The organism is Pseudomonas inefficax (assembly GCF_900277125.1).
GTDB classification, from domain to species: Bacteria; Pseudomonadota; Gammaproteobacteria; order Pseudomonadales; family Pseudomonadaceae; genus Aquipseudomonas; species Aquipseudomonas inefficax.
Map to the genome: position 1 here is coordinate 1 of NZ_OPYN01000207.1, position 12,929 is coordinate 12,929.

The 12,929-nt window shown below is 62.5% G+C and carries 10 protein-coding genes and 1 rRNA gene; 4 read left to right on the top strand and 7 right to left on the bottom strand.

Annotated features, from left to right (window positions below):
• A 16S ribosomal RNA gene (locus JV551A3_RS25020) occupies positions 1 to 929 on the bottom strand; the annotation flags it as partial.
• 456 nt (positions 930 to 1,385) lie between these two features.
• On the opposite strand from JV551A3_RS25020, the gene JV551A3_RS25025 reads away from it, so the two are divergent.
• Positions 1,386 to 2,282, top strand: coding sequence for a formate/nitrite transporter family protein (locus tag JV551A3_RS25025; RefSeq protein WP_133974912.1), 897 nt, complete (start codon positions 1,386 to 1,388; stop codon positions 2,280 to 2,282).
• Between the two features lie 3 nt (positions 2,283 to 2,285).
• Here the strand turns inward: JV551A3_RS25025 and JV551A3_RS25030 are convergent, their stop codons facing one another.
• On the bottom strand, positions 2,286 to 3,377 hold the full coding sequence (locus tag JV551A3_RS25030; RefSeq protein ID WP_133974913.1) for an MBL fold metallo-hydrolase: 1,092 nt from the start codon (positions 3,375 to 3,377) through the stop codon (positions 2,286 to 2,288).
• A gap of 129 nt (positions 3,378 to 3,506) precedes the next feature.
• On the opposite strand from JV551A3_RS25030, the gene JV551A3_RS25035 reads away from it, so the two are divergent.
• Both JV551A3_RS25035 and JV551A3_RS25040 read left to right on the top strand, forming a co-directional pair.
• Positions 3,507 to 4,577: a diguanylate cyclase gene (locus JV551A3_RS25035; protein WP_133974915.1), complete on the top strand. Its 1,071-nt coding sequence runs from the start codon at positions 3,507 to 3,509 to the stop codon at positions 4,575 to 4,577.
• Between the two features lie 51 nt (positions 4,578 to 4,628).
• Positions 4,629 to 7,214 carry a bifunctional diguanylate cyclase/phosphodiesterase gene (locus JV551A3_RS25040; RefSeq protein ID WP_133974917.1) on the top strand — a complete coding sequence of 862 codons (2,586 nt, stop codon included), beginning with the start codon at positions 4,629 to 4,631 and terminating at the stop codon, positions 7,212 to 7,214.
• Between the two features lie 162 nt (positions 7,215 to 7,376).
• Here the strand turns inward: JV551A3_RS25040 and JV551A3_RS25045 are convergent, their stop codons facing one another.
• Positions 7,377 to 7,712, bottom strand: coding sequence for a DUF2025 family protein (locus JV551A3_RS25045; protein WP_013973906.1), 336 nt, complete (start codon positions 7,710 to 7,712; stop codon positions 7,377 to 7,379).
• 123 nt (positions 7,713 to 7,835) lie between these two features.
• Positions 7,836 to 8,744 carry a LysR family transcriptional regulator gene (locus JV551A3_RS25050; RefSeq protein WP_133974919.1) on the bottom strand — a complete coding sequence of 303 codons (909 nt, stop codon included), beginning with the start codon at positions 8,742 to 8,744 and terminating at the stop codon, positions 7,836 to 7,838.
• A 112-nt stretch (positions 8,745 to 8,856) separates the two neighbouring features.
• Between JV551A3_RS25050 and JV551A3_RS25055 the strand changes: the two genes are divergently transcribed.
• Positions 8,857 to 9,615 (top strand): SDR family NAD(P)-dependent oxidoreductase, encoded by a 759-nt coding sequence (locus tag JV551A3_RS25055; protein WP_133974922.1) that lies wholly within the window; start codon positions 8,857 to 8,859, stop codon positions 9,613 to 9,615.
• A 142-nt stretch (positions 9,616 to 9,757) separates the two neighbouring features.
• Here JV551A3_RS25055 and JV551A3_RS25060 read toward each other — a convergent pair whose 3' ends face one another.
• Genes JV551A3_RS25060 through JV551A3_RS25070 form a run of 3 tightly spaced genes read right to left on the bottom strand, consistent with a single transcriptional unit; the run spans position 9,758 to position 12,821 of the window.
• The gene (locus tag JV551A3_RS25060; protein ID WP_133974924.1) at positions 9,758 to 10,627 is read right to left on the bottom strand and encodes an efflux RND transporter periplasmic adaptor subunit; all 870 of its coding nucleotides are present in this window, start codon (positions 10,625 to 10,627) and stop codon (positions 9,758 to 9,760) included.
• Between the two features lie 12 nt (positions 10,628 to 10,639).
• The gene (locus JV551A3_RS25065; RefSeq protein WP_063913097.1) at positions 10,640 to 10,846 is read right to left on the bottom strand and encodes a DUF1656 domain-containing protein; all 207 of its coding nucleotides are present in this window, start codon (positions 10,844 to 10,846) and stop codon (positions 10,640 to 10,642) included.
• Positions 10,833 to 12,821 carry an FUSC family protein gene (locus JV551A3_RS25070; RefSeq protein ID WP_133974926.1) on the bottom strand — a complete coding sequence of 663 codons (1,989 nt, stop codon included), beginning with the start codon at positions 12,819 to 12,821 and terminating at the stop codon, positions 10,833 to 10,835. Before JV551A3_RS25070 ends, JV551A3_RS25065 begins: the two co-directional genes overlap by 14 nt.
• Positions 12,822 to 12,929 lie beyond the last annotated feature (108 nt).

A 12,929-nucleotide genomic window follows, 5' to 3' on the forward strand; every position in this document is an offset into this window, starting at 1 on the left:
TGCGGGCCCCCGTCAATTCATTTGAGTTTTAACCTTGCGGCCGTACTCCCCAGGCGGTCAACTTAATGCGTTAGCTGCGCCACTAAAATCTCAAGGATTCCAACGGCTAGTTGACATCGTTTACGGCGTGGACTACCAGGGTATCTAATCCTGTTTGCTCCCCACGCTTTCGCACCTCAGTGTCAGTATCAGTCCAGGTGGTCGCCTTCGCCACTGGTGTTCCTTCCTATATCTACGCATTTCACCGCTACACAGGAAATTCCACCACCCTCTACCGTACTCTAGCTCGCCAGTTTTGGATGCAGTTCCCAGGTTGAGCCCGGGGCTTTCACATCCAACTTAACGAACCACCTACGCGCGCTTTACGCCCAGTAATTCCGATTAACGCTTGCACCCTCTGTATTACCGCGGCTGCTGGCACAGAGTTAGCCGGTGCTTATTCTGTCGGTAACGTCAAAACAGCAAGGTATTAACTTACTGCCCTTCCTCCCAACTTAAAGTGCTTTACAATCCGAAGACCTTCTTCACACACGCGGCATGGCTGGATCAGGCTTTCGCCCATTGTCCAATATTCCCCACTGCTGCCTCCCGTAGGAGTCTGGACCGTGTCTCAGTTCCAGTGTGACTGATCATCCTCTCAGACCAGTTACGGATCGTCGCCTTGGTGAGCCATTACCCCACCAACTAGCTAATCCGACCTAGGCTCATCTGATAGCGCAAGGCCCGAAGGTCCCCTGCTTTCTCCCGTAGGACGTATGCGGTATTAGCGTTCCTTTCGAAACGTTGTCCCCCACTACCAGGCAGATTCCTAGGCATTACTCACCCGTCCGCCGCTGAATCAAGGAGCAAGCTCCCGTCATCCGCTCGACTTGCATGTGTTAGGCCTGCCGCCAGCGTTCAATCTGAGCCATGATCAAACTCTTCAGTTCAATACTGCTTGGGTTTTTAAGAAACCCTAAACTTGGCTCAGCAATCTCAAATGACTATGTGATTTCTCGCATGGCCACTTGTGATGCTGATAATCTTTGTGACTATCAGTCCGTACTCACAAGCACCCACACGAATTGCTTGATTCGATTTGTTAAAGAGCGTTTGGTTAAGAGCTTTTCGTCTCAACCGAGGCGCGCATTCTACGCTTTCCTCATTTGCTGTCAAGCGTTTATTTGAAGTTTTTTACAACCAGTTTCTTTCGAAACCCTTCAACCTCAATAACTTACCGCTTGCCTCGAAGCGTTCATCGCTGCGAGGAGGCGAATAATACGCGCTTTGAAATCAGAGTCAACACCTTGATCTGAAAAAACTTTCTGCCGGCGTTTTACCTTCGTCGGCAACTAATGAAAGCGCCGCGAATCTGTAGAAATACCCCCCAACGGAGCGTAGCGGCCATGAGCGATGCGCAAAGCGAGAAAACCCCAGGCCTGTCGGCGGACGAGGAGCAGGAAGTCAGCCTCAACCAACCGCCCCGCGCGGCAGTACTGCACGAGATCATTCGTTACCAGGGCGACCAGGAACTGGAACGCACACTCGCCGCACTATGGTGGTCGGCACTGGCCGCAGGCTTGTCCATGGGGCTGTCGCTCATGGCCATGGGCCTGTTCTACGCTCGCCTGCCGGAGGGCGACAGTGCCCAGGTAATCGCCAGCATCGGCTACAGCGCAGGCTTCCTTGCAGTAATACTGGCGCGCCAGCAGCTGTTCACCGAAAACACCCTGACCGCCGTGTTGCCAGTAATGACCGCCCCTACCCTGGCCAACTTCGGGCGCCTGCTGCGCCTTTGGAGCGTGGTACTGCTTGGCAACCTCGCCGGGACCTTGCTGGTGGCCTGGGTAATGCTTGAGTTGCCGATCTTCGACAGCAAGACCGATGTGGCCTTCCTGGAGGTGGGCCGCAAGGTAATGATGAACGATGTCAGCCAGATGTTCGCCAAAGGCATCGTATCGGGGTGGATGATCGCCACCATGGTCTGGATGATTCCGTCGATGGAACACGCCAAGATCTGGATCATCCTGATGATCACCTACCTGATGGCCCTGGGCGACTTTACCCATATCGTGGTCGGCTCGGTCGAGGTGTCCTATCTGGTCTGGGCCGGCGATGAAACCTGGAGCAGCTTCTGGCTGGAGTTCGCCTTGCCGACCCTGGCGGGCAACATCATCGGCGGCAGCTTCATCTTCGGCTTGATCAGCCATGCTCAGGTGCGCAGCGACAGCGGCAAACCGCCCTCGCGGCTACTGAAAGAGGATCAGCCCCCCTCCCCGCGCCGCGACAACGGCAACAAATGAACTTCAGCGTGCCGCTACCACGCGCTCGTTCGCCTGGCCGCGCTGACGCACAGGTAGCGGCTGCCACCAGTTCTGCCCGGCATGTGGCGAGTCAAGGCTGACCCGCTCCCCCATCTGCGGCGTGCTCAGGCGCACCTGTGCCTGGTTGGCCAACGCCAGGATACGCTCGAACGGCTCCTGCCAGCCGTGAATGGACAGATCGAAGGTACCGTTGTGAATCGGCAACAACCAGCGCCCGCGTAAATCCAGATGGGCCTGCAGGCTCTGCTCCGGCTGCATGTGCACATCGGGCCAGGCGACGTTGTAGGCCCCGGTCTCGATCAGGGTCAGGTCGAACGGCCCGAAGCGCTCGCCAATCTGCTTGAACCCATCGAAGTAGCCGGTATCACCACTGAAGAATACCCGCACATCTTCGTCGACGATCACCCACGACGCCCACAAGGTCCGGTTGCTGTCCAGCAGCCCACGCCCGGAAAAGTGCTGAGCCGGGGTGGCGACAAAACGCACGCCCTCGACCTCGCTTTCCTGCCACCAGTCCAGCTGCCGCACCTTCGCCGGTGCTACGCCCCAGGTCATCAGCAGGTTACCTACGCCCAGCGGGGCCAGGAACACACTCGTGCGCGGGGCCAGTTGGCGAATTGCCTGCTCATCCAGATGATCGAAGTGATCGTGGGACAGTACCACCGCAGCCAACGGTGGCAATTGGTCCAGCGCCAGGGGTGGCGCATGGAAACGCAGCGGGCCGGCCCACTGCACCGGCGAGGCGCGCTCGGCGAATACCGGGTCGGTAATAAAGAAGCGCCCGCGCAACTTGAGCAATACCGTGGAATGGCCAAGGCGCCACAGGCTGCGGTCAGGTGCGTCGAGCACCTGCTGGCGAGTCATGGGCTGCAGGCTCACCGGTGTGGCCGGCCGGGTTTCCGGCGCTTTGCGCAGGAACAGGTACTTGAGCCCGATGCGCAGCTTCTTCAATACGCCATCCTGCGGCAACGACGCCTGGTTGTGAAAGCGCCCTTCCCGCTGGGGCGCCGGCTCGCCGGCAGGGCTGGTCAAAGGGACCATCAGCAACACTCCGAGCAACAGGAAAGCCTTCATGTTACCCCACAGTGATCGGACCAACCGTGAATTGGCTTGTAAGGTCATTTTTCATAGATGAAACACTGTTCAACAATATTCATGAGAGTTATGCGATAAACGGTGCTCCAGCAGAAGAACGATACCAAGATGGATAAACGCAGCGGCAAAGGACTTTCATTCGTCAAACGCATCTACCTGCCGCGTGTCATCGGCCTGGGGATCGGCCTGTTCAGCGTCATGGCCGCCATGGCGCCGCTGTCCCCGCCCACCTGGGCATGGCTGCTGTTACTGTTCAATGGCCTGCTGTGGCCGCATGTGGCCTACCTGTGGGCAGCCCGTTCGGCCACGCCTTACCAGGCAGAACAGCGCAACCTGGTGCTGGACTCCCTGATGGGTGGGTTCTGGACCGCTGCCATGCATTTCAATCCATTGCCCAGCGTGACCGTGCTGTCGATGATGACCATGAACAACGTCGCCGCCGGCGGCAAGCGCATGGTCGTTCGCGGAGTCCTGGCCCAGCTGGCGGGCATGCTCGTCGCCATCCTGCTGCTGGGCCCCGGCCTGCAATTGAACGCTACGCCCCTGCAGGTCTATGCCTGCCTGCCGATGCTGACGCTCTATCCGCTGGCGCTTGGCTGGGTCTGCTACCAACTGGCGATCAAGCTGGCCGACCACAAGCGCCGCCTGAGCACCCTGAGCCTCACGGACAGCCTGACTGGCCTGCTCAACCACGGCGCCTGGAAAGACCTGCTGCTGTTGAAGTTCCAGGCCTGCCAGCAGCAGGGCCACGCGGTGATTGCCCTGATCGACATCGACCACTTCAAGACCATCAACGACACCTTCGGCCATGTGGTTGGCGACTGTGTGCTGCGCCAGCTTGGTGCCGAGCTGCGGCAAAACCTGCGCGAAGGTGACCAGGCCGGGCGCTACGGCGGTGACGAATTCTGCGTGATCTTGCCCGATACCAGTGAAGCCCAAGCCTGCCAGGCCATGGAGCGCCTGCGCGAGCGGGTCGCCAGCTACCGCAACCCGCAGCTGCCGCACCTGCGCATCAGCCTGAGCATCGGCCTTTCGGCATTCGAAGCCAACCTGGAGTCGCCCGAGCACTGGCTCGAACAGGCGGACAAGGCGCTGTACACCGCCAAGCATGCCGGACGCGACCAGGTCAATTTTGCCCGCAGCGACGCTGCGGCGCCCAGGCTGGCCTATCCTGATTGAACCTCCTTCCTGACTGCCTGGCGGGAGGCTGCCTGAAGGAGCCGCTCGCTCATGGCCAGGACCGCCAACCCTCCACCCGCCAGCCCCACCCCGCGCTTCCAGGTGCGTCGCCTGATAGCCGGCTTCAGCGCAGTTTTCGGCCTGGCCTGCCTGGTCATCGTCGGCGCCCTGTTCAACATCGCAGGTACTCTTGACCATCAGGAGCGCCAGCGCAGTGCCTCCCAGGCCAGCAAAGCGCTGGAACAACGGTTGCTTGCCTCGCGCCAGTTCCTTTCCAGTTACGCCGTATGGGATGCTGCTTTCGAACACCTGGCGGGCCAGGTCGACTGGAAATGGGCCTACGAAGAAAAGAACGTGGGCGAGTCCCTGTACAGCGCCAGCGGCTATGAAGGGGTGTTCGTGGTGGAGGACGCACGCACCACCTACGGCTTGTTCAAAGGCCAGCCTACCCAGGCAGCGGCCAATACTTACATTGATGCAGCGTTGCAGCCAATCATCGACCAGGCTCGGGCGGCGGCTATCCCACGTGAACAGATCACCCGGTTCGTCCTGTTCAACGGTTGGCCGGCCGTGCTCAGTGCTGCGGCAGTGCGCCCGGACCGGGATGTCACCGATAGCGAGGTGCGCCAGGCGCCGGTGATGCTGTTCGTCGACCAGCTCACCGAGGAAAAGCTGGCGCAGCTGAGCAGCAGTGCCGGCCTGAGCGGCATGCACGTGGAAAACAATGATGTGGGTGAGCACGACCACCTGCGCATCGACCTCGGCGATACCGGCTACCACCTGTCCTGGAGCAGCCCGCTGCCAGGGCACCAGTTGCTGCGGGCGGTGTTGCCGCCGCTGGCGGGTGCCTTGCTGATACTCGGCCTGATCATGCTGTACCTGTTCCGCCATGCCTTGCGCAGCTCGCGGGCGATCGACCTCACGCTCGCCGATCTGCAGCAGAGCAACCAGGCGCTGGAGGCCAGCGAGCAACGTTTTCGCGCGGTAGCGGAGTCGGCCTCTGACTGGATCTGGGAAACCGATCGGCAACAGCGCCTGACCTACCTTTCGCAACGCTTTGTCAACGTCACCGGCTACCCGGTGGACGACTGGCTCGGCCACCCGCTCAATCAGTTGCTGGCCTGCGATACCACGCCGCTCTCGCCATGGCTGGATGCCTTGGCCGCGGCCGACCCACAACAACTGGCCAACCTGCGCTGTACCTACCGCGACCAGAACGGCCAGAACCGCTACTGCCGGATTTCGGCCCGAGCCATCTGGTACGACGGCAGGCCCGTCGGTTTTCGCGGCACCGCCAGCGACATCACTGACGAAGTCGACGCTCATGCGCGCATCCAGCATCTGTCGCTGCACGACCCGCTGACCGGGCTGGCCAACCGCAACAAGCTGGCCCGGCACCTCGAGCAGGCATTGTTGCGCGGCAGTGATTCGCCGCCACTGACCTTGCTGCTGCTCGACCTGGACAACTTCAAGCCGATCAACGATTCCCTTGGGCATGCCGCTGGTGACGCCGTGCTGCAGGAGGTAGCAACACGCCTGCGCGACAGCACCCGCGATGGCGACCTGGTAGCGCGACTGGGCGGCGACGAGTTCCTCCTGGTGCTCGGCGGCATGGACAACCGCAACGAGATCGACCGCTTCTGTGCGCGCCTGATCAGCCTGCTGCAGCAACCGATCGTGTTCGATAGCCAGCTCCTGCACGTTGGCGCCAGCATCGGTGTCGCCCAGACCCGCACCCAAGGCTTCGATGCCGGCGAGCTGATCCGCTGCGCCGATATCGCCCTGTACCAGGCCAAGGCCGACGGCAAGGGCATATGGCGCTATTTCGCTGCCGAAATGAGCCAGCAGATTCAGTACCGCCGCCAACTGGAGAACGACCTGCGGCGGGCCCTGCGCAACCAGGAGTTCGAGCTGCACTACCAGCCGCGCTACCGCCTCAGCGACCTGCGCATCGTCGCGGTCGAGGCCTTGCTGCGCTGGCAGCATCCGCAGGAGGGGTTGCTGGGGCCGGACACCTTCATCCCGCTGGCCGAACAGAGTGACATCATTGTCGCGCTGGGCCGCTGGGTGCTGCGCGAAGCCTGCCGCACAGCCCATGACTGGCCCGCCGATGTGCTGGTTTCGGTGAACCTGTCACCGGCACAGTTCCTGCGCAGCGACGTGGTGGCTGATGTACGCGAGATCCTGCTGGAAACCGCTTTCCCCGCACAGCGCCTGGAGCTGGAAATTACCGAGAACGTGATGCTCAATGACATCGAAGGCGCGCTGGGCACCATGCTGTCGCTAAAGGAGTTGGGCGTGCGCCTGAACATGGACGACTTCGGCACCGGCTACTCGTCGCTGGGCTACCTGCGCACTTACCCGTTCGACAGCATCAAGATCGACAAACGCTTCATCGGCGGACTGAACAACACCAGTGGCAGCGACCGCGCCGTGGTCCAGGCCATCATCAACCTTGGCGAAGCGATGGGGCTGACGGTGACGGCCGAAGGGGTGGAGAGCGAGCAGCAGCTCAAGGCACTGCAGAAGGACCGTTGCCATGAAGTGCAAGGCTACTACCTGAGCAAGCCGCTGGACAGTGCGGGGCTTGAGGCGTTGTTACGGCAGGCAGCCCAGCGTTCGGCACCTTACCTGTAGCGCGTCGATGTAACTGGTCTTGCTCAGTTTGGAATGCTTATCCCTGTGGGAGCGGGTTCACCCGCGAAGAATGCGACGCGGTATATGGCACCGGCTTCGCCGGTGTTCGCGGGTGAACCCGCTCCCACAGGGATAGTGCAGTTTTTCGAGATTTCTCCGTTATTACAGAGCAGAATCCCGCTGCAAGCTGCGCTCAGCCACGATTTCCGGCAGGTCGCGCCGACGCAGGTAGGTGCGCAGCGGTTCACCGATGTTCAAACGGTCATCCACATGCTGCTCCAGCAACAGCGCCAGCCGTTCGCGGCACAGGGCCATGCGCTGCCCTTGCTCGGGCCGCCAGACAAACTCGCTGCAGGGCGTGATACTGGCGTCGGCCACGTCCATGCCGAACGAATCTTCGGAAAAACGCACGATGTGCACACCGCGCTTGCCATGAAAACCGACAAAGCCCTTGAGCTGGTCGGCAGCGTTGCAAATGTCCTGGGAAGTGATGGCCATGACGTAACCTCGCAATAAAATCGGAAGATACGCACGCCAGGCGGGGAAAGGTTGCCTCTGCCGGGCAACTCGTGGCAGGCAGCCTAACGCAAGCCGTCGCACAGGCGCCACGGTTTTCATCGATCAGCGCCCACCGTCTACCTGGGAATGCAGCAGCTCGCCCAGCCACTGCATGAAGGCCTGCACCCGGCGTGGCACGTGCCGTTGCCGTGCATACAGCAGTGACACTGGCATGGCCGGGGCCTGCCAGCCTTCCAGTACCGAAACCAGCTCACCGCGCTGCAGGTGCTCGGCAACGCCCACCGCAGGCACCTGGATCAGCCCCAGCCCGGCCAGGCAGGCCGCCGAGTACGCCTCGGCATTGTTGACCGTCACCACGCCGGCCATTGCCTGGAAGTGCAGTTCACCGCCCTGCAGGTATTCGAAACCGGCGCTGCGCGCGCCCAGGGTGCGAACATAATGCACCAGGTGGTGCCGGGCCAGGTCCTGCAGCGTGTGCGGCACGCCATGGCGGGCCAGGTAGGCAGGGCTTGCACAGTTGCGCATGCTCAGTTGCCCGACCGGGCGCGCCACCACATCCAGGTCATGCAGGGCACCAATGCGCATCACGCAATCGAAGCCTTCACGCAGCAGGTCGACCTGGCGGTCGGTGCAACTGAGCTCCACCTCCAGGCGCGGAAAGCGCTGTAGAAACTGCGGCAACGCCGGGATGATGACCCGGCGGGCCATCATGGTCGGCAGGTCGACCCGCAGGCGCCCGGCCAGCTCGGCATCGTCGGCGCGGAACAGGCTCTCGATTTCGTCCATGCCCGACAGCAGGTCCTTGCTGCGTTCGTACAGCAACGCGCCATCCTGGGTCGCCTGCACCCGGCGGGTGGTGCGGTTGAACAGCTGCGTACCCAGCAAACGCTCCAGCGCCCTGACCTGCTCCGACACGGTCGAACGGGGCAGCCCCAGGCTTTCGGCAGCCAGGGTGAAACTGCTGACCTCGCTGACCCGCACAAAGGTGCGCAACAACTCCAGCTTGTTCACTTGAAACCTCGTCTATCCGGTTTTACCGAACAGTATTTCCATATTTGCTGGATTTAACAGCAGAACAGCGACCAATAACCTGTGCTCATCAGCCCACCATGAGGTTTTCACCATGACCCGCAAGATTGCCCTGATCACTGGCGCCAGCCGCGGCCTGGGCCGCAACACTGCCGAACACCTGGCCGCACGCGGCATCGATGTCATCGGCACCTACCACAGCAAGGCGGAGGAAGCCCAGGCCGTGGCCACCCGGCTGGAGCAGGCCGGGGTCAAGGCCACCATGCTGCAACTGGACGTCAGCGACAGCGCCAGCTTTGCCGGTTTCGCCGAACGCCTGAAGGCGACCTTGCAGCAACACTTCGGCCGCGAACGTTTCGACTTTCTGGTGAACAATGCCGGGATCGGCTTGAACGTGCCCTACACCGAAACCAGCGAGGCGCAGTTCGACCAGTTGCTGAACATCCAGTTGAAAGGGCCGTTCTTTCTCACCCAGCGCCTGCTGCCGCTGCTGGTCGACAATGGTCGCATCGTCAACATTTCCACTGGCCTGGCGCGCTTTGCGCTGCCGGGGTATGCCGCCTATGCCGCGATGAAGGGGGCGATGGAAGTGCTTACCCGCTACCAGGCCAAGGAACTCGGGGCGCGCGGGATTCGTGTGAACATTCTGGCGCCGGGGGCGATCGAGACGGATTTCGGCGGCGGCGTGGTGCGGGATAACCGCCAGGTGAATGAGTACATTGCCGGTAACACGGCGCTGGGGCGGGTGGGTTTGCCGGATGATATCGGGGCAGCGATCGCGCTGTTGCTGGAAGATGGCAATGGCTGGATCAACGGGCAACGGCTGGAGGTGTCGGGCGGGATGTTCCTCTGAAATCGAGAATCTGGGGCCGCTTTGCGGCCCATCGCGACACAAGGCCGCTCCTACAGGCGATCGCGTATTCCCCGTGCGATTGCATATTCCTGTAGGAGCGGCCTTGTGTCGCGATGGGCTGCAAAGCAGCCCCCCTTCGCCCTCACGGCCGATTCTGCTCCTCATGCACCTGCACACTGGCCGTCATTCCCGCACTCAGGGTCACCCCCTCCGGCACCTGGTCCAGGCGAATCCTCACCGGTATCCGCTGCGCCAGACGCACCCAGTTGAAGGTCGGCTCGACCTCCGGCAGCAACTGGCTGTCGGGGTTGCTGTTGCGGTCAGTGATACCACGGCTGATGCTTTCCACATGCCCTTGCATCGGCTCGCCCGCGCCCATCAGCCAGACCTTTACCGCATCCCCCACACGAATGCGCGGCAGCTTGGTTTCCTCGAAATAGGCCTGGATATAGAAGGTTGAATCGTCCACCAGGGCCATCACCGATTCCCCGGTGTTCACATAGTTGCCCTCGGCCAGGCGCAGGTTGGTGATATGCCCGCTGCGCGGTGCCCGCACTTCACTGCGCGCCAGGTTGATTCTGGCAACTTGCAACTGTGCCTCAGCCTCATGCAGTTCACCGCGGGCAATGGCCGCATTGATCTGGGCATTCTCCCGCAGTTCGGCACTGATCGCCTCCGGCCCCAGGGCCGTACGCCGGGCGGCTTCCCGCTCGCGCAGGCGCAGTTGCTGGCTGCGGGTCTCTGTCACCGCGCTGGCCTGGTCGAATGCAGCCTGGAAGCGTTCGCGGTCAATGCTCATCAGCAGGTCGCCGGCCTTGACCTGCTGGTTGTCACGAACCTTCAGCTCGCGCACCCAGCCGGACACATCGGGGGCGATCACCACCACATCGGCACGCACACGGGCATCGCGAGTCCAGGGGGTGAGCATGTAGTACTGCCACAACTGATAGCCGGCGAACACGGCAAGGGCCACCACACACAAGGTGACCAGGGTACGTACGGCCGCACGCATCGAAACACTCCTTCACAAGGTTCCCAGCAGTCGCACCACCAGGAACAACACACAAACGAACAGCGCCGCGTCGAACAGCGCTTCATGCCAGATCCAGCGCCCCAACGGCGTGGCCTGCACCACCAGACGCAGCAACCCGGTAAGCACCAGCGCCAGCAACACATAAACAAGGAAGGGACTGAACAGCACGCCGCCCACTTCCCACTCACGCAACCCCATGGGCTTCCTCCTGCCAGCGGCACCACTTGCCCCAGCTTTTCTGCAGTTGCAGCACCGCCCCTTCGGCCAACCGCAGTGGATCGCTGGAGGGTAGACGGCGCAAGGCGCCAATGAACTGTTCGCTGGCGGCATCCAGGCGCTGCCCGCGCCCGGGCGCCGGCCCTTTGGCCAGCACGGCCTCTACCTGCTGCAAGTATTCACGCTCGGCACGCCCCAACGGGGCTTGGGCAACCGCCAGGCACATGCGCAGATGCACCAGTTCATCGCCGATATCCAGGCCGTGCAGGCCGTCGTCCCAGCGCTTGCGTTCGCTCTCGGGCAGTTCACCGGCATGCCGCGCCAGTTGCATCAGGCGGTCGGCCATGCGCCCGCCAAACCAGCTGTCGGCCCCGCGCAGGTCGCGCCGGGTCAGGCGCACCAGGTCGTTCTGGGTCGCCGCACGCAAGCGCCGGCCCAGCCAGGCCGGGTGACGGAACACCAACAAACGGAAGGCCATCACTGCTGCCGACACACCCACCAGCATGGCCAAGGCACTGTTGAGCATGGTGGCCACGCCGAACTGCATGGCGTTGAGCGGCGACACCAGCACGATGAAGTGCAGGCAATAGGAGGTGGCCGTGGCCCCTGTCCGCGGGTGAGCCATGCCCAGCGCGCCAAGAAACAGCGGCACGCCCATGCCCAGGCAGAGCATGGCGAAGCTGCTCCATTGCGGCAGCAGAATCTGCCCGACCAGAAACGCCGCGGGGATCGCCAGGAAGATCCCGCGTAAAAAGCTCAAGCCGATCTGCGCACCGTTCTCGCGGCTGGCGAACAGGCTGCAGACCACGCAGGTCAGCACCAGGCCACCCGGCGCCGAAGGCCAGGCGGTGGCCAGCCAGAAGCCGCTCATTACCAGAAAGGCCAGCGCACTGCGTGAGCCGAACAGCAAGGCCAGCGACCAGTCTCGGTGCGCAGCCAGGCCTTGGGACACATCCTTGGGCGCCCTGCCCGCCTCGACATCTTCCAGCGCCTGGCTGGCAGCCATGGCGTAGTCCAGCAGCAGCGCCATGCGCGCCAGGCAGAAGTGCTCCGCCGGGCTGATCTGCTCATCGTGGGCGGCATCCCAGATGCGCTGGCGCAGCACCAACAGGCCCGGCTGGTCGGGCTTGCCCAGCAGTGCGCGCACCTCCTCCAGCCAGGGCGCCAGGCGTTGGGCCTCGCGCTCATCCAGTTGCCGCCACTGTCGGCGCACCGACCGGGAAATGCGCAGCAGCACCATCAGTTTCTGGCTCAGGCCGCGAATGGCACGAGCACGCTGGCGCCCGCGGTTGCCTTCGAACCAGGCGTGTTCGCGCTGGCTGTCGATGGCAACGATACGCCCCAGGCTCTCCAGCAAGCCTTTGCGCGCCTCGTCTTCACCGCCCAGCATGGCACTGGCGGCCTGCAGGCCGTTCTGCCAGGCCTGGCGGGCCTGCCCGCCCAGTTGCTGCTCTACCCGCATGGGCCAGAGCAAGGCACTGCTGACGGTGGCACAGAAGATACCCAGGCAGATCTCGGTGCAGCGCGCCACGGCCTGGTCGAACACCTGCAATGGGTGGTCGATGGCCGGCAGGGCGATGATCGCCGCGGTGTAGCCTGCCAGCACGAAGGCGTAGGCCCAGGCGCTGCGTAGTTGGGTGGAGGCGGCGGTGCACAGGGCCAGCCACAGGGCCAAGGTGAGCAGGAACAGGCCGGGGGTCTGGGCGAACAGGCCGATGAACAGCACCGACACAATCGTGCCGACAAGAGTGCCCGCCAGCCGCGCCAAGCCCTTTTGCACCACCATGCCCGATAAAGGCTGGGCGACGATGAAAGCGGTCATCAATGCCCAGGACGGTTGCTCCAGGCCCCAGCGCATCGCCAGCCACAGCGCCAGGCCGCCACCGAGCAGGGTCTTGATGGCGAACTTGAGTGCGAGGCTGCTGGGGGCGAACAGGGCCTGGAGAGTGATGGGCACGAGGCGGACCTTGCGGGGATGGTCTTGTAGAAAGATAGACAATGATGGGAAGGATAAGGCGGAAAGGATTAATTAGCTAGCTAATCATCTTTAAGGCAGTGCAGACTA